The following is a 20,787-nucleotide window of genomic DNA, read 5'->3' as shown; positions in this document are numbered from 1 at the left end:
AATTCATGTCTGCTTTAGTATAACAAACAATCAGGGTTTGCGAACATGCAATTCATTATATTCCGACTTCTCCGATAAGCGTTCAAACAACAAATCACGCAACAATTCAGGCATGAAATATTCTTTGGGCATCTCTTTGATGGCCGGGAATAATGGACCGAACGTAAACATATCCGGCAAGACGACAGAATAATCGCGTGTTAGCTCAAGCGGTTGATGATCCGCCAAACCAGCATAATGCATCCGTCCCATCAACTTTCCTCGGAATCCAAGACCACGAACCTTTAAGTGCTCGAACTGTTCTGTGTTGACTTCATCGAGGAATGTTTGTAATTCCATTCCTGTCATCGTGACTTTACAAGGATTGATCGGATGTGGACAGAGTCGATGTAAATCAAAGACAGAGACGGGACCTGGTGGAAGCGACCCGAGCAGAATACCGGCTGGTACACAAGCGATATCTGCCTCACACCAGTCGCGCATCGTCTCGACGAGCAACTGTGAAAACGGCGACTCACTGAACCAATCATTGGTTAGACCAGCTGTCTCGCCAATCGGTTCCTTCATCTGTTGTTCCGCCAGATATTGTTCTCGATCGAGTAATTTCGCTGTTGCCTCATCCTCAACGTAATCGTGTAGGGAATGAAGTACTGCTTCTTTCTCACCCGTATCCGTATTCATATAAATCTCACCCGCATACTGACCGTGTTTTCCGGCTTGCGTGATTAAGACACCGTTCTTGACGACACCATCATCGAGGACATGATGCGTATGCGCACCGATGATTAAATCAAGTTCTGGAAAGCGCATCGCAAGTTCTTCATCCTGATAAAATCCGAGGTGACTTAAACAAATCAGGACGTCGACTTCCTGGCGCAAACGTTCGATCTCGCGCGCCGCGACGTCAAATGGTTCTTCGATCGTCCAACCGAGTAAACCGTATAGTTCGATATACGGTGCCGTCAGACCAAAAACACCGACTTTTCCCGTCGGTAACTCATGAATGACACCTTGCTTGGCGAATGGTGCTTCTAAATTCGAGACAAGGACTGGAAAGTCTGCTTCCGTATAGAGATTCGCTAACCAGTCATGCGGAAACGTGATGCCTTCATTGTTCCCGATCGTCACGGCAGTCGGCATCAACGCATTCAGTAGATGCGTATTGATTTTTCCTTTTGTTGCTTCCGTCGCTGGATCGACACGGTCAGCATGATCGCCGAGATCAAAGACGAGCGAATCATACGTCCGATGTTCCTTGACGAATGACATGTAGCGAGGCCACATGTCGAAGTGTGAGTGCAAATCATTATAGTGAATGATGTGTAACTTCATGCAGAAGCCCCCCTTGATGATTTAAAACAAAGAGATTTGTCGCGGCGCGAGTTCATAGTCGAGATCAAGAATTTCGATTAATCGTTTCGCATTCGGGGCAGCATCTCCTGCTGAGTTATTATTGAAAAAGACATAGACATCCTTTGCTTCCGCTGCAACGTCGCGGACGTGACTTGCAAGTTCCTGTAGCTCATCTTCCGAGTACCGATAGAGACAGCGGACTTTTCGCCAATCGTCGCTGCTTTGACCCGGTTTCTTTAACCAACCGGCCTTGTTTCGTCCATGTAATCGAATGAATGCCGTCTCCTGCGTCACGACCGGTACGAACGGCACCGAACCATCTTCGGTCTGCGGTTCATCGCAAATCGTATGGATGAACTGATGTTCCTTCAAAAAACGGAGCGTCCGCTCACGATAAGCTTCCGAATACCACGATGGATTTCGGAATTCGATCGCGACTGGCAGTCCAGCAAGCGATTTTCGGATCGTTTGCAAGTATTCCAAATGCAATTTACTGACATCGAACCATGGTGGAAGTTGGACAAGGATTGCCGCAATTTTTCCACTCTTACGCATCGGTTCGATCGACGCGATATATTGTTCAAAAATTGGTCCGAGCGGATTTTTATTTTCCCGGTCGTGCCCACTCATCGCGCGGTGGACCTTAACGATGAAGCGGAACCCGTCCGGTGTCTCAGATGTCCATTTTTCGTAGTTTCGTTCCGGTTGAATCGCATAGAATGTCGAGTCGACCTCAACTGCTGGAAAATGCCCAGCATAGGCAGCTAGTTTTTCTTTTCGATCTTGCGGGGTCAAGTAGAGACTATCATGATCTCCCCAGCCCGTGACACCGATATATATCATGCTCTCTTCCCCCTCGCGTGTTCTATTCTGCCTATTCATCATAGCATAGCAGAATCCGGGATTTCTTCTTCAATGCTTCAATTTAAACGTTCATATTCAAGTATGATACATCCTGATTCGAAGCGTTGTGTTTTGATCATTTTTAAGTGTTGCGGTTGATCAAATACTGGAAACATTCGTTTTCCACCTCCGAGGAGAACCGGGTAAATCACGACATGATAACAGTCGACGAGTCCAAGCTCAATCGCTTCAGCAGCAAGCGTTGCCCCACCGATCGCAATCTGTTTGCCAGGTAAGGCTTTTAGTGCTTGAAGTTCCTCGGCAAGCGACGTGGTCGCTAGACGCGCTTTTCCTTCGACAGCGTCGAGCGTTCGCGAGAAGACGATCTTCTCAAGCGCCTGCCACGTTTTCGCATACTCAACGATGATCGGCTCGTCTTCTTGATCCGCTGTCTCCCAGTACTGCATCATTTCATACAAACGACGTCCATAGACATGGGTATCGAACGCTCTCTCATAATCATTAAAGTATTGATGCAGTTCCGCATCCGGTGAAGCGAAATCGATGCTGCCTGACGCATCCTCGATATAACCGTCAAGTGAGACTTGAAAGGAATAAACGATGTCACGCATAGTAACCCCTCCTTTTTCCCTCCTATACCCGTTTTCCTCCAACCATGAAAAAACTCCCTCATCCGCAGATGAGAGAGTAAGACGAATTATCCGATTGAACCTTCCATCTCGAACTTGATGAGACGGTTCATTTCGACCGCATATTCCATTGGAAGTTCTTTTGTGAACGGCTCGATGAAGCCCATGACGATCATTTCCGTTGCTTCCTCTTGTGAGATCCCGCGGCTCATGAGGTAGAACAATTGCTCTTCCGAGACCTTCGAGACTTTCGCTTCGTGCTCGAGCGAAATGTTATCGTTGAGGATTTCGTTGTACGGAATCGTATCCGACGTCGATTGGTTATCCATGATGAGCGTATCACATTCGATGTTCGAACGTGCACCTGTCGCTTTACGTCCGAAGTGAACGATACCGCGGTACGTGACTTTACCACCGTGTTTTGAGATCGACTTCGAGACGATCGTCGACGATGTGTTCGGTGCTAAGTGAATCATCTTCGCACCCGCATCTTGGTGTTGACCTTTACCTGCGATTGCGATTGACAATGTCATACCACGTGAACCTTCACCTTTGAGGATGACGGCTGGGTATTTCATCGTCAGTTTCGAACCGATGTTACCATCGACCCATTCCATCGTTGCGCCAGCTTCACAGATCGCACGCTTCGTAACGAGGTTGTAGACGTTGTTCGCCCAGTTTTGGATCGTTGTATAACGGCAGTAAGCGTTTTTGTTGATGAAGATCTCAACGACCGCTGAGTGAAGCGAGTTCGTCGTGTAGACCGGTGCTGTACATCCTTCGACGTAATGAACCGATGCTTCGTCATCAACGATGATCAACGTCCGCTCGAATTGACCCATGTTTTCCGAGTTGATCCGGAAGTAGGCTTGAAGCGGCGTGTCGACTTTAACGCCTTTTGGTACGTAGATGAACGATCCACCTGACCAGACCGCTGTGTTCAAGGCTGCGAACTTGTTGTCTGTTGGCGGAATCAATTTTCCGAAGTACTCACGGAAGATATCTTCGTTTTCTTTTAAGGCTGTATCTGTATCTTTGAAGACGACACCGATTTCTTCGAGGTCTTCTTTCATGTTGTGGTAGACGACTTCTGACTCGTACTGAGCCGAGACACCTGCCAAGTATTTTTGCTCTGCTTCTGGGATACCGAGCTTATCAAACGTACGTTTGATTTCTTCTGGTACTTCATCCCACGATTTCTCTGCACGTTCAGACGGCTTGACGTAGTACGTGATATCGTCGAAGTTCAATTCTGAGAGATCGCCACCCCACGCTGGCATTGCTTGTTCGTTGAAGATCTTGAGTGATTTCAAACGGAAATCAAGCATCCATTGTGGTTCTTCCTTCATTTTCGAGATCGTTTCGACGACTTCAGTCGTCAAGCCACGTCCAGAACGGAAGATCGAGATATCGCGATCGTGGAAACCATATTTATAATCGCCAATTTCCGGCATGTTCTTTGCCATGTTCATTTCCTCCTCTTACTTGCTTGTGACCGAAGTTTACTTCCCTTCTTCTACGCCGCGTTCGAGCGCCTTCCAGGCAAGTGTCGCACATTTGATGCGTGCCGGGAATTTCGTGACACCCGAGAGTGCCTCGACGTCCCCGAGGTCGAACGATTCGTCGTCATAGTCTTTTCCTTGGACCATGTCCGAAAAGATATCCGCGAGTCGTAAGGCTTCATCGATAGTCTTACCTTTGACGAGTTGCGTCATCATTGAAGCAGACGCCATGCTGATCGAGCAGCCCTCCCCGTCAAATTTCGCATCACGGACGACATCGTCTTCAATCGCGAGCTGGAGACGAATCGTATCGCCGCACGTCGGATTGTTCATGTCGATCGTGACGCCCCCCTCGATCGCACCGCGATTTCGGGGAGTTTTATAATGATCCATGATCACTTGACGATACAAGTGATCGAGATTGTTAAAATCCATGACTGAAATACTCCTTCGTTTGGCGAAGTCCTGTCACGAGTGCGTCAACCTCTTCTTTCGTGTTGTAGAGATAGAAGCTAGCGCGAGCCGTCGAGCTCGCTCCGAGCCAACGCATCAGGGGCTGTGCACAGTGATGACCGGCGCGAACCGCGATTCCCTGCATATCAAGGACGGTTGCGACGTCATGTGCATGGACATCACCGAGATTGAACGTGACGAGTCCAACGCGTTCTTCCGGACCGTAAATCGTTAGTCCGTCGATGTCACGCATTTGTGCCATCGCATACTGCGCGAGTTCACGTTCGTGTGCTTCGACGTTCTCTAAACCAATCTCTTCTAAGAAATCAATCGCTGCCGATAAACCAACAGCGCCTGCGATGATCGGTGTACCCGCTTCGAAACGATATGGAGACGGTTTGAATGTCGACTCTTCAAGACCGACGTAATCAATCATTTCGCCACCGAACTCAACAGGTTCCATCGCATTGAGTAATGCCTTTTTCCCGTAAAGGACACCGACGCCTGTCGGACCACACATCTTGTGTGCAGAGAAGGCGAGGAAATCACAATCGAGATTCATGACATTAATCCGTTGGTGCGGTGCACTTTGCGCGGCATCGACGATCATGACGGCTCCTCGAGCGTGCGCAAGACGAGCGACTTCTTTGATCGGATTGATTGTCCCGAGAACGTTCGAGACGTGTGCCATCGCGACGATTTTCGTCCGGTCAGACAGTTGTGCTTCGACCGCTTCGACCGTCACGCGACCATCCGCTGTCAAATCAACGTATTTCAACTTCGCTTTTTTGCGTTTAGCGACTTGTTGCCACGGAATGAGATTCGCATGGTGTTCGAGGTACGTGACGACGATTTCGTCGCCTTCTTCGACATGCTCCATACCGTAGCTTGACGCGACGATGTTGATCGCCGTCGTCGTGCCGCGGGTAAAGATAATTTCTTCATGGTGTTGCGCCTGGATGAAACGACGAACGTTCTCACGCGCACCTTCGTACGCATCCGTCGCTCGTGTTCCGAGCGTATGGACGCCACGGTGCACATTCGAATGAATCGTCTTATAGTAGTCGTCAATCGCATTGATGACGACGAGCGGCTTCTGCGAAGAGGCCGCACTATCGAGATAGACGAGTTTCCGGTCGTTGACCTGTTGGTCGAGGATCGGAAACTGATTGCGGATGGATGCATCGATTCCCATATTAGTTTACTTTCCCTTCGATGACTTGAACGAGACGTTCTTTCACCGAGTCAATCGCAAGTTCCGAGACGACCGGCTGGAGGAATCCGTGAACGACGAGGCGTTCTGCTTCCTTCCGTGAAAGGCCACGGCTCATCAAGTAGTAGAGTTGTAGTTCATCGACACGACCGACAGATGCCGCGTGTCCTGCCATGACGTCATCCTCATCGATCAAGAGGATTGGGTTCGCATCACCACGTGCCTTTTCAGACAACATGAGGACACGTTCCGTTTGAACGCCGTTTGATTTCGAAGCGCCGTGATGGATCATCGACGTTCCGTTGAAGATCGATGTTGCTGCGTCTTTTTGGACACCGTGGATCAAGATGAAACCTTCTGATCCTTTACCGAAATGGTCCGTCCGGACGTTGAAGTTTTGTTTTTGCTCTCCACGACCGACCGTAACGGCTTTCGTATCTGAGAACGAATCGTTTCCGACGAGGTGTGTTTTTGTTTCTGTAACCGTGTGACCGTCATTCATGTGACCGAGTGCCCATTCGAGCTTCGCGCCTTGTTTGACGACACCGCGACGGTTCATATACGTGATGGCACCCTTAGATAGTGTATCTACACCACCAAAGAGAACTTTTGCGTTGTCTTCGACGAATACTTCTGTGACGACGTTGACGTTATGCGCTTCGTCACCGTAAGAGACGAAGTTTTCGATATACGTCAATTCGCTGTCAGCATCTGCGACAATGATTGCGTGATGGTAAAGGGCAGCGCCTGATTGCTCAAGCGTGTAGATCGCTTGCATTGGTACAGACAGCTTGACGCCTTTTGGTACATAAAGGAACGTACCGCCGTTACGAAGTGCTGCGTTTAATGCCGCAAGACGATCTTCGTTGACTTGAACACCTTCCGTCATGAAGTACTTCTCGACGAGTTCCGGGTGTTGTTTTAATGCGTCTTCGAGCGTCGTGAAGATGACGCCGTTCGACGCTTCACTGTTTTGCGCGTGGACAAGTTGTCCGTTACGTGTGACGAGCATGTGATCACGGTTTTCGCCGATCAATGCTTCGATATCTGAAGAAAGACCAGTGACGGTTTCAAGTTCCGTCGTACCTTCTGTGAAGTTCCAGCCTTCGATCTTGATTTTTTCTACTTTTGGCAATGCGAGCGTTGGGGCAAGATCAAGCGCGTCTTGACGCTTTGCGACCATCCAAGATGGTTCCCCTAAGCGAGTCGCACGTTCTGCCACTGCCTCGCGATTTACTGCAAGATTCAGTTCTACAGTCATCATGCTTCCTCCCTCGTCTTACGCTTTTGTTTCGATTTCGACGTCTTCGATGCCGAGTTCTTTTTTAACCCAGTCATAACCCTCTGCTTCGAGACGGTGTGCGAGTTCTTTACCACCAGACATGACGATTTTTCCGCCCATCATGATGTGGATGAAGTCTGGCTCGATATAGTTCAAGAGACGTTGATAGTGTGTGATGATCAAGCAGCCGAATTCAGGTGAACGCATTTCGTTGACACCTTTCGCAACAACTTTAAGTGCATCGATATCAAGACCTGAATCGATTTCATCGAGAATCGCGATTGCTGGTTTAAGCATCATCATCTGAAGAATTTCGTTACGTTTCTTTTCTCCACCAGAGAAACCTTCGTTGAGGTAACGGTGTGCCATTTCTGAAGGCATCTCGAGAAGTCCCATTTGTGAATCAAGTTCACGGATGAATTTCATGAGTGAGATTTCATCGCCTTCTTCACGACGCGAGTTGATCGCTGAACGAAGGAAGTCCGAGTTCGTAACACCACTGATTTCGCTTGGGTACTGCATTGCGAGGAACATACCTGCTTGTGCGCGCTCATCGACTTCCATGTCGAGGACGTCTTCGCCGTCGAGTGTGACTGAACCAGATGTCACTTCGTACGATGGGTGACCCATCAATGCTGATGCGAGTGTTGATTTACCTGTCCCGTTTGGTCCCATGACCGCGTGGATTTCCCCGCCTTTGATTTCCAAGTTGACGCCTTTCAAGATTTCCTTGCCGTCGATCGCGACGTGTAGATCTTCAATCTTCAAGTGTGAAGCCTTCATGTTAGAATCCCTCCATCTATTCATTTCGTGACTGACGATTCAGAACACGAGCGTTACTAATTTAGTATCATTCTAATCTTAAAGAAACATGGCGTATTATTCAAGCGTCATCGCTCGTTGTTTTTTCTCAAAATCATGCGTTTTGTTGAGAATCATTCGAAAGTTTCACCGGTTCCTCCAGTTCCTCGATCGTCGAAGTCCGATGAATCCGTTGTGACAGTAGGAGCAGTGGTATTCCGAATAATGTCAAGCCCGCTAAAATCCCGAAAATCGGTAACGGACGGTCCGCTCCATATAAACTTAATAAATGTCCGCCGGCAATTGGACCGATTGATTGTCCGATCGACGTCAAGCCCATTGCCCCGAAATAACTGCCCCGTAATTCTGGTTTTGCGAACCGATCGGTCAAGATATCAGTCATCGTGAACATCATGACTTCGCCGCACGTGAAGATGACCATCGCGACGACCATCAGCCAAATCGAACTCACATTACCGATGATGAACAATCCGACAGCGACGGTCGCAATTCCGGTCGTGATCGAGACGAGCGGTGACGTCTTGACACCGAACTTCATGATCGGATATTGCACGATCAAGACGGTGATCGCATTGATCGTAATCAAGATCGCATAAAGTGTCTTCCCGCCTTCAAGGAGTGACGTCTCCGTCAAGAACTGTGGCAAAGTCGAGTTGAACTGACTGTAGCCGAAGACCCCGAAGATGATGCCGGCAAGTGCCAGTGTAAAGGCGATATCCGTCCGCAACAGACGAATCGTCGCTCCGAACGAGACTTTCTTGCCACCGTGTGTCTCGGTGATCGGATGACGTTTGAATAAAATTCCGATCATCACGCCGTACACGATATAGACGAACGCCGTGATGTAAAACGTCGCGGACGTGTTCCCCGCACTCAGCAGTAAAGCGATTCCCGGTCCGATTGCTGCCGCGATGTTGATCATCGCGTAACGGATATTGAAGACGAACAATCGGTTCGCTTCATCCGTCGTATCACTGATCAAGGCACGGGCGGATGGTTCAAAAATCGAACGACAGACCCCGTTCAAGGCACTGAGGATGAAGAACGCCCAGAATGTCTCGACTTGTGCCAGTGCGATGAAGACGATCGCGAACCCAATCGTTCCAGCGAGCATCATCGCCCGCCGACCATACCGGTCTGACAGTGTACCGCCGATGAAACTCATGACGAGACTGGCAATCGCTGAGATACTGAGGACCCAGCCGACATCGACCGGATCAAACTTCAGGACGGTCGTCATGTAGATGGCGAAGAACGGCATCGTGATGAACGTTCCGAGACGTGAGAAAAACGTCCCGAACAAGACCCCGAGTGTCAACGGATGCAGTTGACGAATGCGTTGCATATGATTCCCCCTAACCCCTGTTTCAGACAAATGAAAAGCATCCTTCCATTATATAGGAAGGATGCCGGATTCGGTAAACTTATTTGCTGACTGGAACGACTGCACCTTTGTACTTGTCGAGGATCCAATCTTGGTTTTTCTTTTCGTGCAAGACATCGAGAAGTGTCGTGACACGCTTGTCTTTCTCATCGCCGTCACGTGTGACGATGATGTTGACGTATGGTGAAGACTCATCTTCTGATGCGATCGCGTCTTTTAACGGGTTCAGACCGTTATCGATCGCATAGTTCGTGTTGATGAGGACGGCGTCGCCTTCATTGTTTTTGTAAGCTTGCGGAAGAAGCGATGCTTCGATGTTCGTTTTGAACTTAAGTTTCTTCGGGTTCTCCGCGATATCGCCGAGTTGTGCATCTGTCGTTTTACCGTCTTTGAGTTTGATCAACCCTTCGTTTTGAAGGAACGTCAAGACACGACCGCGTTCCGCGACGTTTGAGCTCGTTAAGATCGTTGCACCGTTTGGCAACTTATCGAGTGACTTGTATTTCTTCGAGTAGATACCGAGTGGTTCAACGTGGACGCCACCTGCGTTCGCAAACTTATACGATTTGTTTTCTTTCTCTTGTTGCTCAAGATACGGTACGTGCTGGAAGTAGTTCGCATCGATTTCTTTTGAAGCGAGCGCTTTGTTCGGAAGTACGTAATCTTGGAACTTCTTGATTTCAAGCTTGTAACCTTTTGCTTCGTATTCTTTTTTGACGTGCTCAAGAATCTCAGCGTGCGGTACGTTTGAAGCACCGATGACGAGTGTTTTATCGTCGCTACCTGATCCTGATGATTTTTCACCACATGCAGCAAGGCTGATTGCTAAGACGGATACAGCGGCAGTACCTACGAATTTTTTCCAAACTTTCATGAATGATTCCTCCAATATGAATAAAATTTGAATTAACGTTTATCAATCGCACGGATCAGCAAATCACCAATGATTTGGATGACGAAGACGATCGCTAAGATTAAGAGTGTCGCAATGACGATGACATCGTTTTGAGAACGCTGGAATCCTTCGATGAAGGCCATGTCCCCAAGTCCACCTCCGCCGACTACTCCGGCCATTGCCGTATAACCGACAAGTGAGACGAGTGTGACCGTGATACCAGAAACGATGGCAGGCAACGCTTCCGGGATTAAGACTTTATAGATGATTTGGAACTTCGTCGCCCCCATCGATTCCGCTGCCTCGATGACACCTTTATCGACTTCACGTAACGCGAGTTCAACCATCCGACCGTAAAATGGTGCAGCACCGAAAATCAGTGCCGGTAATGCTGCCGTTGGTCCGAGGAACGAACCGACGATCGCTGTCGTAAATGGAATCAATAAGATCAGTAAGATGATGAACGGAATCGAACGGAAGACGTTGACGACCAAGCTCAACACTGAATAAAACGCCCGATTCTTGAACAATAATTCTTCGTTTGTCGCATACAATAGTAAACCAATGATCAAACCGAGGACGAATGTCGAAACCCCAGCGATTGCCGTCATATAAACGGTACTGCCTGTCGCTTCCCACACCATGTCCCAGTCTAGGTTGTCAAAGAATGAAATCATCGGTGATCCACCTCCACTTCAACATCACTGGCTTGAAGCTTCGTGATGACCGCTTGTGTTGCTGCTGTTTCCCCGATCAACTGAATGAACAGTGTACCGAGTGCCCCTTCCTGCGATTGACCGACGTTTCCGCCGATGATATTAAACAGGACCGGTGAATCCTTCATGACTTCCGCGAGGATCGGGCTTTCCGCTGTTGATCCGACGAACGTCAACTGAACGATTTTTCCGGTTGGGTACCGTTCGCGTAGTTTCGCGAACGTCAACTCGTTTTCCGACGGCGACGTCAATTGTTTGACAAACTCCTTCGTCATCGCTTGCTTCGGATGACGGAAGACTTCTGCAACCGGTCCTTGCTCGACGATTTTACCGGCTTCCATGACAGCGACCCGGTGACAGATTTTTTGAATGACGTGCATCTCGTGTGTGATCAAGACGATCGTCAGTTTTAGTTTCTGGTTGATGTCGACGAGTAACTCAAGGATTGAGTCCGTCGTCTTCGGATCGAGTGCACTTGTTGCCTCGTCACATAAGAGAACGTCCGGGTTCGATGCCAGTGCCCGAGCGATACCGACACGTTGTTTTTGACCACCCGATAATTGTGACGGATAGGCTTTTTCGCGTCCGTCCAAACCAACGAGTTGGATCAGTTCCGCTACCCGTTCCTTGCGGTGTGCTTTCGGGAAGCCACCGAGCTCGAGTGGGAACATGATGTTCTCTTCAACTGTTCGTGACCACAATAAGTTGAAATGTTGGAAGACCATCGAGACATTCTTACGGACGCCTCGTAATTCCTTTGGTTTTAGTGATGTCATCTCAACACCATCGATTTGGATCGAACCACTCGTTGGTGCTTCGAGCATATTCAACAATCGGATCAAGGTCGATTTCCCTGCTCCGGAATAACCGATTATTCCAAAAATTTCACCGCGTTCGATTGTCAGATCGACATTCGCGACAGCTTCGACCGCTCCGCGCTTTGAGCGATAAATCTTTCCTACGTCTTGTAAACGAATCACAACTGTCCCTCCTAAAATAAAAAAAGTGCGCGCGTTTTAGAGCAAACGCGCGCACTTTTCAGTACACAAAACCATTTGCTCTCATCTCCCAGACTTTTGTCTGCTGGAATTAGCACCACTTCGGATTAGATCCGCGGTTGCCGGGTTTCATCGGGCCAGTCCCTCCACCACTCTCGATAAGAGTTTCGGTATTAAGTTTGTAGAATATATTCTGAATATTAGCAGGGGTTATTTTTGTTGTCAAACAGTTTTTTCAGAAACTTTTTCGAGGAACGTGAAAGCACGTGTTAAGTCTTCTTTCAAATCTTCCGCATCCTCAAGTCCAACTGAAATCCGGACGAGACCGTCCGTGATGCCGAGTTCTGCCCGACGTTCTGCTGGGATCGACGCGTGCGTCATCCGTGCCGGAACGGAAATCAGGCTCTCGACGGCACCAAGACTCTCAGCGAGTGTGAAGAAATGTGTCGCCTCGACGAGTTTTTCTGCGTTCGCTGCTGAACCAACATCAAAGCTGATCATCCCACCAAATCCAGTCGCTTGTTTCGCTTGGATGTCGTGACCAGGGTGCGATGCAAGTCCTGGGTAGAAGATGTTCGAGACGATATCTTGCGCTTGTAGGAACGCAACGAGATCATGTGCTGTCTCTTCGATTGCATCCATCCGGATACCGAGCGTACGAAGACCACGGACGAGCAAGAAGCTGTCTTGCGGTCCAAGCACGCCGCCTGTCGAGTTTTGGATGAAATGCAACTCTTCGCCGAGCACATCATCTTTAACGACGACAAGTCCAGCGACGACGTCCGAGTGTCCGCCGATGTATTTCGTCGCACTGTGCAAGACGATGTCTGCACCGAGCGCGAGTGGTTGTTGATGATATGGAGTCGCGAACGTGTTGTCGACGACGAGTTTAAGATCGTGACGTTTGGCGATCGTTGCGATCGCTGCGATGTCCGTTACTTTCAATAACGGGTTCGTCGGTGTTTCGACGTAGACGATCTTCGTGTTGTCTTGGATCGCTGCTTCCGTTGCCGCAAGGTCCGTCGTATCGACGAATGTCACTTGAATGTTGAACTTTGGTAAGACGCGTTGCATCAAGCGGAACGTACCACCGTAGACGTCATCCGTCATAACGATGTGGTCGCCAGACTCAAGCAAGTGGAAGACGGCATGGATCGCTGCCATCCCAGAACCGAAGGCAAAACCACGTGCGCCGCCCTCGAGATCCGCAATCAATCGTTCGATGCTCGTCCGTGTCGGGTTCGCTGTCCGTGAGTATTCGTATCCGTCCTTAAGTTGACCGATTTTATCCTGCTTGTATGTGCTTGTTTGATAGATCGGAGGTGTGACGGCTCCTGTTGCCCGGTCGACACCTGTTCCTCCATGAATCAATGCTGTCTTCTTACGCATGAGTTTCGTCCACCTTTTCAAAGATTTGTTGGCTTAAGTAGCGTTCGGCACTGTCTGCGAAGACGGTGACGATCGTACTGCCGGGGTGACGCTTCGCGATATCAAGCGCAGCAACGAGCGCTGCACCTGCTGAACTACCAACGAGTAATCCTTCGCGAGCAGCGAGTGTATGAACCGCGTCAAATGCATCGCGGTCAGAAATCGTATGAATCTCGTCGACGAGTTCACGCGGAACGAGACTTGGCCATTTCGCTGTTCCAATGCCTTCTGTCTTATGCGGACCGGCTGGACCACCATTTAAGACGGAGCCTTCCGGTTCGACGATCGCTGCTTTTGTACCGAGACGTTGTTTTAAGAAGTCCGCTGTTCCGGCGAACGTACCACCTGAACCACAACCGGCAACGAACCAGTCGATGTGCGGCAAGTCCGCAATCAGCTCAGGACCGAGTGTCCGCTGATACGTGACTGGGTTCTCTTCGTTTTCGAATTGTAACGGAACGTAACTGTTCGGAATTTCCTGACCGAGTTCTTTTGCCCGGTCGATAGCCCCTTGCATATCGAGTTCAGTCGGCGTGTTGACGACGGTTGCGCCGAGTGCCCGCATCAACGTCTGTTTTTCCTGACTGAATTTTTCCGGAACGACACAGATGACTTGAAGATCATATTTTTTAGCGGCAAGCGCCAAGCCGATGCCGGTATTCCCGGCTGTCGGCTCGATGATCGTACCGCCTGGTGTCACATGTCCGTTTTCGATTGCTGCATCAACGAGTTGAATGCCAAGGCGGTCTTTGACGCTGCCCCCAGGGTTCATCCATTCGAGCTTCGCCAAAATGCGCGTACCAGCAGGCAAATCGAATGAAGTGATCTCGTAGAGTGGTGTGTTTCCGACGAGGTCGCGGACGTTGTTCGCGATCATCCGAAGACGATGTCCCATTCATCACGACCGGCAAGCATTTTCTCGGCATAGTGCTTCGCTCCTTTGAGGTCATGTGCGCTCGCAAATCCACATTGGACTTCGTTTTGCGCTGGAATCTCTTCTGCTGCAAGGACGTCTTTCAACGTCTTCTCAACGAGTTCGCTCATTTTTTCGACAGAGTCGAAGTTCATCATCGCCATGTAGAAACCTGTTTGGCATCCCATCGGCGAGACATCGATGACATCATCCGAGTAGTTGCGGATGTTTTCAGCAAGTAAGTGCTCGAGTGTGTGCATCGCACGCATCGGCATTTGCTCAACGTTTGGTTGTGTGAAACGGATATCGTATTTGACGACTTGGTCGACTTTACCTTCTTTATAACCCGCGACACGGATATAAGGTGCTTTGACTTTCGTGTGATCCAGGTTAAAGCTTTCGACGTTCATTTTTTGAAGTGCCATGATTTATTCCCCCATTTTCTCGGCTTCTACGAGCCAGACGAAGTGATTGTATTGTGTGAAGTTAACAGTGAATCCCCGTGCTGTAAACAATTCTTCCATGACTGGAATCAACGGGTAAAACTCGCGTTCGAGATCGTCCGCTAACGCATCGAACCCTTGAGCGCGTGCTTCGCGAATCGTTTGCAGGCGTGCCTCTTCTGAGACGAACATCGTATCCGCGTAGACGATTTTTCCGTCTGCCGGTAAATGTGATGCCATCAGTTCGATTGCTTCTCCCTTTTCCTCATCTTTTAGATGATGAAACGCATACGTCGAAACAAAACTACGTGCTTCCTTCGCCTCGAACGAGAGAAAGTGACCATCCTGTACATCAAGCGACGGAATCTTTTCCGTCAGGATTGCCCGCATCTCCGGACTTGGTTCGACGGCGAGTACGGCGTCGTGACGTGCCAGAAGACGTTGTGTCAGGTTCCCTGTGCCTGCTCCGAATTCAATGACCGGCGACTGCGCTTTATCCGCTACTGTATCCAAAATCTCATCGTATCGACGAAAAACCTCTTTATATTCCGGATCGTGTCCGGTTACTGTCTCGTCATACGTTGATGCCCATTCTGTGAAAACATCCATAAAACGTACTGTCATGCCTTGTCGTCCTCCATCTCACCAGTTAATTCCGAGTAATCGGATATGAATTAAAGTAATTTTCCTTATTCGCATTGTAGCAAGGAGATTCCATCCTGGCAAGCGACCGGCTCGAAAAACTTCCAGAAAACAAAAAAAGGCGTTGCCGGCGAACCGACAACACGAATAATGTGGTTAGAAATGCTACGAAGGAAAACCCAGCTCCATTCGGAATTGTTCGCTCTTCCGCGTGGAGGACGGCGCCTGTTCGACATGATCGCCAGCTTACGTTCACTTCCTGATCGGTCCTTTCGATCCACCACCCGTTCATTGCACCGCTTCGTCTTTGGGGGACGACTTAAGGGGAAACAATACACCGGCTTAGGATGGGAGAAAGGGTTCAGGACTTGAATCGTATTGAACGATCATCTCTGCTAGACTTCCTATAATGCATTTCTAGAAGTTGTTATGAATATACCATTCATATTTCGTCGTTGTCAACGGATTATTGTAAATATTCCGACAATTTAACAAAAAGAAAAATCCAGTCGGACTTTTCTTACCGTTCTTGACAGAAAGCAAAGACGTTTTGAACGGACTGGAAAGCATAAAGTCGCTCTACGACTTGATTTTCTTCAATTCGCAACAACGCAGGAACACTCATGACACGGGCTTCTTCTAAGAAATCCGGAATGAAATTCCCATTCGCCTTCTGAATCGATTGACCTGATTCCGTCGCTTCGACGATATCGAGCATACGCTCCGCGATGGCGCATGTCCCGCACATCGGTGCATAGACATACAATAGCCCGTTTTCCGGGACGGTCGTGACCTCTTGCATGACGGTCGCTCCTTTCTTCGTGGCATCTGTCGTCAGTATACAAAAAAAAGAGAGCGGACGAAACGCAAGCGCTTCGTTCACTCTCTTTTCGTTAAGTATTACTCGTTGATCATCGATTTGTACGCCGCAGCGTCCATCAATGCCTCGACTTGTGAAGCATCTTCGATTTCGATGTCGACCATCCAAGCGCCTTCGAATGGTGACTCGTTGACGAGTTCTGGGGAATCCGAAAGGTTTTCGTTGATGGCAACGACTTTACCAGAGATCGGTGCGTATAATTCCGAGACTGTCTTGACCGACTCGACTGAACCGAATGGCTCGTTTGCTGTGATCGTATCCCCGACTTCAGGCAATTCGACGAAGACGATATCCCCGAGTTCGTGTTGCGCGAAATCCGTGATTCCGATGCGCGCCTTGTTTCCTGATACTTCGACCCATTCATGTTCTTCCGAATAGCGTAAGTTGTCTTTTACTTGACTCATTTCCGATTCCCCCTGTGGACTAATTTGGACTAACGTGTTCAGTATACCAAAATCGACTCTGAACTTAATACCATTTTCCTTGATACATTTCTTCCTTGAAGCCGATCGTGACTTCTTTTCCATCTGTAACGATCGGACGCTTCAACAACATGCCGTCACTTGCGAGCAACTTGTATTGCTCGTCTTCTGATAACTCAGGGAGTTTGTCCTTGATGCCTTGCGAACGGTATGATTGACCGCTCGTGTTGAAGAATTTCTTCAGTGGCTCTCCACTCTTTTGATGAAGTTCCTGAATCGTTGCAGCAGATGGTGTTTCCTCGACGATATGTTTGTAATCGACTTCGACACCGTGTTGTTCGAGTGCTTTTTTTGCTTTGACGCACGTACTACATTTCGGGTAGCCGTACATCGTGACTGTTGTTGTCATGTTCATCACCTCACTTCCAAGAGTAGCAGATGGATCACTTCTGCTTCAAGCGTGCGAGCGTCCCGTCGATCTGATCTTGATGATGGGCGTCATGGACGACGAACGACTCGACGAAGGCTTGCGGTCGAAAATCCTCATAGGTCGCTTCAAATTGCTCATCAGACAGACGATTGAGGTGATCGACGATATCACGCCGGACACTGATCGCTTTCTTCAGTAAGGCAAGCGGATCGATATGATGCGCATACTCGACCGCCAATCGATTGAACTGATCAAAATCCGTCTCGACGAGTGTCAGCGGTTCGTCCGGTAACTTCGAGATGGCATGATCATAATAAAACCGGTCCCATAAATAGAGGTGACTGACGCACTCAAGGACAGTCCACTTGTTCAGGGCAAGCGGCAGATTCCATTCTTCTGGCGACAAACGTTCAAGGGATTGATAGTAGGCAATCGCAAATTGCAGTTCAACCAATTCTTGGCGCATCTCGTTTTCCCTCCTCAACCAAAAACTTCGCCTTTACAGAGATTTTCCCTGCAAAGGCGAAGCGGTAAACCTGACTTATACCGTATATTTGTTTGATTCGATGAGGCGTTTTGCGATGACGCGTTTCGTACCGATGACGTTGATCGGCTGATAACGGCTGAATTTTTTGAGTGCCGAGAGCAACATCCGGAGTTCGTCGCCGCTTGCTGCCGCGTAGAGAGTCTCTTTCGCGTCACGCTCGACAGCTTCGAATGCTTGTTGCGCGAAGACTTCCGTATAACGGACTTTCAGTTCGCTCTTCTCGATGCCTTTATCGGCAATCGCTTTGTCCGTCCGGACGATCGCTGACTCAAGCGCATAGATTGCACTCATGATGTCGGCTGTGTTCGCTAAGATCTCTTGCTCGCCTTGGAGTTTGTCCTGGTATTTCTGGACCGCTGTTCCGGCAGTCAACAAGAAGATTTTCTTCATCATCGCAAGTAAGTGACGTTCGCGATCGAGTGGCGCTGTTCCGATGTCAGTCGGCATGAAGCTCATCACTTCTTGTTGCAGACGCTGTGCTTCCGCAAGCAATGGTAACTCGCCTTTCATCGCTTTCTTCAGCAATGTTCCTGGTACGAGGAGACGGTTGATCTCGTTCGTTCCTTCAAAGATCCGGTTGATCCGTGAATCGCGGTACATGTTCTCGACTTCGTATTCTGCCATGAAGCCGTAACCACCGTGAATCTGAACCGCTTCATCGATGACATAATCAAATGTTTCCGAAGCAAAGACTTTGTTCATCGAGCATTCGATCGCGTACTCAGCGATTGCATCGGCGATTTTCTTACCGTCCTTGCTCTCTTCTTCTGACAACTGATCGAGACTGTCTTGGAACAGACCACCCGTCCGGTAGACTGAACTTTCCATCGCATACGTCTGTGCTGCCATCGTCGCGAGTTTTTCTTGAATCAATGGGAACGAGCTGATCGGTGTCTTGAACTGTTTACGTTCATTCGAGTACTGGACTGCAAGATCGATCGCTCGTTTTGACGAACCGACAGCACCGACAGCTAATTTGTAACGACCGACGTTCAAGATGTTGAAGGCGATGACGTGACCGCGTCCGATCTCACCAAGAATGTTATCGACCGGTACTTCTGCATCTTGTAAGATCAACGTCCGTGTCGATGATCCTTTGATTCCCATCTTCTGTTCCTCGACGCCTGTCGAGACGCCTGGATACGATCCTTCGACGAGGAAGGCTGTGAACTTGTCGCCGTCGATTTTTGCGTAGACGACGAACAAGCTTGCGAAACCAGCGTTCGTGATCCATTGTTTTTCACCGTTTAGGATGTAGTGCGTGCCAGCTTCATTCAAGACAGCTGTCGTTTTAGCACCGAGAGCGTCTGAACCAGAGCCTGGCTCTGTCAATGCGTACGAAGCGATCCACTCCCCTGAAGCGAGTTTCGGCAAGTATTTCTGCTTTTGCTCTTCGTTACCGAAGAAGACGATCGGCAACGAACCGATTCCGACGTGTGCGCCGTAGCTGAGGGCGAATGAACGGCCACGTGCGAATTTTTCAGTAATGATTGAAGACGAAATCTTATCCATCTGATAGCCGCCGTATGCTTCCGGAACGTCTGCGCCGAGTAGACCAAGCTCGCCTGCTTCACGGAGGAGACCGACTGATAATTCGAACTCGTGTTTTTCGATTCGATCAAGGACTGGAACGACACGATCTTCGACGAACTTCGCTGTCATGTCACCGACCATTTTGTGTTCTTCCGAGAAATCCTCTGGTGTGAAGAGACGTTCTGGTGCTAACTCATCTAATACGAAACTGCCACCTTTGATTAATTCGTTTGTCGTTTGGCTCATTGTCCTGTTCCTCCTTCAACTAATTCGAATACGCCTGCTGCGCCCATTCCGCCACCGATACACATCGAGACGACACCATACTGGACATTCCGGCGTTTCATTTCATGCAAGAGCGTCAATGTGAGTTTTGTTCCTGTACAACCGAGTGGATGACCGAGGGCGATCGCTCCACCGTTGACGTTGACGATGTCTTCGTTTAATCCAAGCTCGCGGATGACACCGAGCGACTGAGAAGCGAACGCTTCGTTCAACTCGATCAAACCGACGTCCTCAAGCGTGATGCCTGCGAGGTCCAGTGCCTTCGGAATCGCAACGACTGGTCCGATTCCCATCACTTCCGGACGGACACCACCGACCGCAAACGATTTGAACTTCCCGAGAATCGGTAACCCTTGGCGTTCTGCTTCTTCTCGTTCCATGACGAGGACGGCAGCCGCACCATCTGACGTCTGCGAAGAGTTCCCTGCCGTGACGCTTCCGCCGAGACGGAACGCTGGGCGAAGTTTCGCGAGACCTTCCGGTGACGAATCCGGGCGAACGCCTTCATCGTGCTCGATGACGAATGTCTTCTCTTCGATTTTTAGTTCATCATTGACGAATTGTTCCGTCACCGTTACCGGGACGATCTCGTCAGCAAACTTACCGGCTGCGATTGCTGCCGCTGCTTTTTGGTGACTCTTCAACGCAAAAGCATCCTGATCTTCTCGTGAGACATTGTAGGTCGCAGCGACTTGCTCCGCTGTATGCCCCATGCTCATGTAGTATTCCGGTGCCGTGTCGACGATCGACGGATTAGGTCGGACGACGTGACCCGGCATCGGGACTTGGCTCATCGATTCAAGTCCTCCGGCGACGACCGCAGTTGCTTGCCCCGTCATGATCTTCATTGCCGCGTCAGCGATCGATTGTAATCCACTTGAGCAATACCGGTTGATCGTGATTGCCGGTACCTCGTGTGATAAACCACCGAGGACCGAAGCGTAACGAGCGATGTTCATGCCTTGTTCCGCTTCCGGCAAGGCACATCCGAGGATGACGTCATCGACCGCTCCCGTGTAACCGGACCGTTTCAACGTTTCCTGGATGGCGATGCCTGCTAATTCATCCGAGCGCATTGACTTGAATGCGCCCTTTTTTGCTTTTCCGACCGGTGTCCGTGCACCGGCGACGATTACTGCTTCCTTCATCCGAA

At 49.4% G+C, this 20,787-nt stretch carries 22 protein-coding genes and 1 riboswitch; all 22 genes read right to left on the bottom strand.

The genetic code is table 11. The features are described 5' to 3' along the window. Positions 1-30: 30 nt before the first annotated feature. The 22 genes from HZS85_RS02265 to HZS85_RS02160 all read right to left on the bottom strand — a co-directional run bounded on the left by HZS85_RS02265 (position 31) and on the right by HZS85_RS02160 (position 20,782). Positions 31-1,332, bottom strand: a complete 1,302-nt coding sequence (locus tag HZS85_RS02265; protein ID WP_214852620.1) for a bifunctional metallophosphatase/5'-nucleotidase — start codon at positions 1,330-1,332, stop codon at positions 31-33. Positions 1,333-1,353: 21 nt separating this feature from the next. Next, positions 1,354-2,196 (bottom strand): DUF72 domain-containing protein, encoded by an 843-nt coding sequence (locus HZS85_RS02260; protein ID WP_214852617.1) that lies wholly within the window; start codon positions 2,194-2,196, stop codon positions 1,354-1,356. Between the two features lie 77 nt (positions 2,197-2,273). Next, the gene (locus HZS85_RS02255) at positions 2,274-2,828 is read right to left on the bottom strand and encodes a dihydrofolate reductase family protein (protein ID WP_214852615.1); all 555 of its coding nucleotides are present in this window, start codon (positions 2,826-2,828) and stop codon (positions 2,274-2,276) included. Between the two features lie 86 nt (positions 2,829-2,914). After that, a complete protein-coding gene (gene sufB / locus HZS85_RS02250) occupies positions 2,915-4,312 on the bottom strand; it encodes a Fe-S cluster assembly protein SufB (RefSeq protein ID WP_023469154.1) in 1,398 nt (465 codons plus the stop codon). A gap of 36 nt (positions 4,313-4,348) precedes the next feature. Then, positions 4,349-4,783 carry a Fe-S cluster assembly sulfur transfer protein SufU gene (gene sufU / locus HZS85_RS02245; protein ID WP_035406013.1) on the bottom strand — a complete coding sequence of 145 codons (435 nt, stop codon included), beginning with the start codon at positions 4,781-4,783 and terminating at the stop codon, positions 4,349-4,351. After that, positions 4,773-5,996: a cysteine desulfurase gene (locus HZS85_RS02240; RefSeq protein ID WP_214852613.1), complete on the bottom strand. Its 1,224-nt coding sequence runs from the start codon at positions 5,994-5,996 to the stop codon at positions 4,773-4,775. The genes sufU and HZS85_RS02240 overlap by 11 nt, the downstream gene beginning before the upstream one ends. Position 5,997: 1 nt before the next feature. Then, positions 5,998-7,275: a Fe-S cluster assembly protein SufD gene (gene sufD / locus HZS85_RS02235; protein WP_056062861.1), complete on the bottom strand. Its 1,278-nt coding sequence runs from the start codon at positions 7,273-7,275 to the stop codon at positions 5,998-6,000. Between the two features lie 18 nt (positions 7,276-7,293). Further along, positions 7,294-8,079 carry a Fe-S cluster assembly ATPase SufC gene (gene sufC / locus HZS85_RS02230; RefSeq protein WP_023469158.1) on the bottom strand — a complete coding sequence of 262 codons (786 nt, stop codon included), beginning with the start codon at positions 8,077-8,079 and terminating at the stop codon, positions 7,294-7,296. A gap of 133 nt (positions 8,080-8,212) precedes the next feature. Continuing rightward, entirely contained in the window at positions 8,213-9,463 is a 1,251-nt protein-coding gene (locus tag HZS85_RS02225; protein WP_214852611.1) for an MDR family MFS transporter, read from the bottom strand. A 79-nt stretch (positions 9,464-9,542) separates the two neighbouring features. Further along, positions 9,543-10,376, bottom strand: a complete 834-nt coding sequence (locus HZS85_RS02220; protein ID WP_214852609.1) for a MetQ/NlpA family ABC transporter substrate-binding protein — start codon at positions 10,374-10,376, stop codon at positions 9,543-9,545. Positions 10,377-10,408: 32 nt separating this feature from the next. Then, on the bottom strand, positions 10,409-11,074 hold the full coding sequence (locus HZS85_RS02215) for a methionine ABC transporter permease (RefSeq protein ID WP_023469161.1): 666 nt from the start codon (positions 11,072-11,074) through the stop codon (positions 10,409-10,411). After that, positions 11,071-12,093 carry a methionine ABC transporter ATP-binding protein gene (locus HZS85_RS02210; RefSeq protein WP_214852607.1) on the bottom strand — a complete coding sequence of 341 codons (1,023 nt, stop codon included), beginning with the start codon at positions 12,091-12,093 and terminating at the stop codon, positions 11,071-11,073. Before HZS85_RS02210 ends, HZS85_RS02215 begins: the two co-directional genes overlap by 4 nt. A gap of 78 nt (positions 12,094-12,171) precedes the next feature. Further along, positions 12,172-12,276: riboswitch (SAM riboswitch) on the bottom strand. A gap of 57 nt (positions 12,277-12,333) precedes the next feature. Next, positions 12,334-13,500: a bifunctional cystathionine gamma-lyase/homocysteine desulfhydrase gene (locus HZS85_RS02205; protein WP_214852605.1), complete on the bottom strand. Its 1,167-nt coding sequence runs from the start codon at positions 13,498-13,500 to the stop codon at positions 12,334-12,336. Further along, the gene (locus HZS85_RS02200; protein WP_023469164.1) at positions 13,493-14,416 is read right to left on the bottom strand and encodes a PLP-dependent cysteine synthase family protein; all 924 of its coding nucleotides are present in this window, start codon (positions 14,414-14,416) and stop codon (positions 13,493-13,495) included. The genes HZS85_RS02205 and HZS85_RS02200 overlap by 8 nt, the downstream gene beginning before the upstream one ends. Then, positions 14,413-14,877 (bottom strand): S-ribosylhomocysteine lyase, encoded by a 465-nt coding sequence (locus HZS85_RS02195; RefSeq protein ID WP_023469165.1) that lies wholly within the window; start codon positions 14,875-14,877, stop codon positions 14,413-14,415. The genes HZS85_RS02200 and HZS85_RS02195 overlap by 4 nt, the downstream gene beginning before the upstream one ends. 3 nt (positions 14,878-14,880) lie before the next feature. Next, on the bottom strand, positions 14,881-15,519 hold the full coding sequence (locus HZS85_RS02190; RefSeq protein ID WP_214852604.1) for a class I SAM-dependent methyltransferase: 639 nt from the start codon (positions 15,517-15,519) through the stop codon (positions 14,881-14,883). Positions 15,520-16,057: 538 nt separating this feature from the next. Beyond that, the gene (locus HZS85_RS02185; protein WP_023469167.1) at positions 16,058-16,339 is read right to left on the bottom strand and encodes a thioredoxin family protein; all 282 of its coding nucleotides are present in this window, start codon (positions 16,337-16,339) and stop codon (positions 16,058-16,060) included. Between the two features lie 98 nt (positions 16,340-16,437). Continuing rightward, positions 16,438-16,821, bottom strand: coding sequence for a glycine cleavage system protein GcvH (gene gcvH, locus HZS85_RS02180; protein WP_023469168.1), 384 nt, complete (start codon positions 16,819-16,821; stop codon positions 16,438-16,440). A gap of 64 nt (positions 16,822-16,885) precedes the next feature. Further along, entirely contained in the window at positions 16,886-17,248 is a 363-nt protein-coding gene (locus tag HZS85_RS02175) for an arsenate reductase family protein (protein WP_214852602.1), read from the bottom strand. 34 nt (positions 17,249-17,282) lie between these two features. After that, positions 17,283-17,735: a DinB family protein gene (locus HZS85_RS02170; RefSeq protein WP_214852593.1), complete on the bottom strand. Its 453-nt coding sequence runs from the start codon at positions 17,733-17,735 to the stop codon at positions 17,283-17,285. Positions 17,736-17,810: 75 nt separating this feature from the next. Beyond that, positions 17,811-19,595, bottom strand: coding sequence for an acyl-CoA dehydrogenase family protein (locus HZS85_RS02165; protein WP_214852591.1), 1,785 nt, complete (start codon positions 19,593-19,595; stop codon positions 17,811-17,813). Then, positions 19,592-20,782, bottom strand: a complete 1,191-nt coding sequence (locus HZS85_RS02160) for an acetyl-CoA C-acetyltransferase (RefSeq protein WP_214852588.1) — start codon at positions 20,780-20,782, stop codon at positions 19,592-19,594. The genes HZS85_RS02165 and HZS85_RS02160 overlap by 4 nt, the downstream gene beginning before the upstream one ends. Between the last annotated feature and the right edge of the window lie 5 nt (positions 20,783-20,787).

Source organism: Exiguobacterium sp. s130 (genome assembly GCF_018619055.1).
Taxonomy (GTDB): Bacteria; Bacillota; Bacilli; order Exiguobacteriales; family Exiguobacteriaceae; genus Exiguobacterium_A.
The sequence above is the reverse complement of the archived record's forward strand: the minus strand, read 5'-3'. Positions and strand labels throughout refer to the sequence as shown.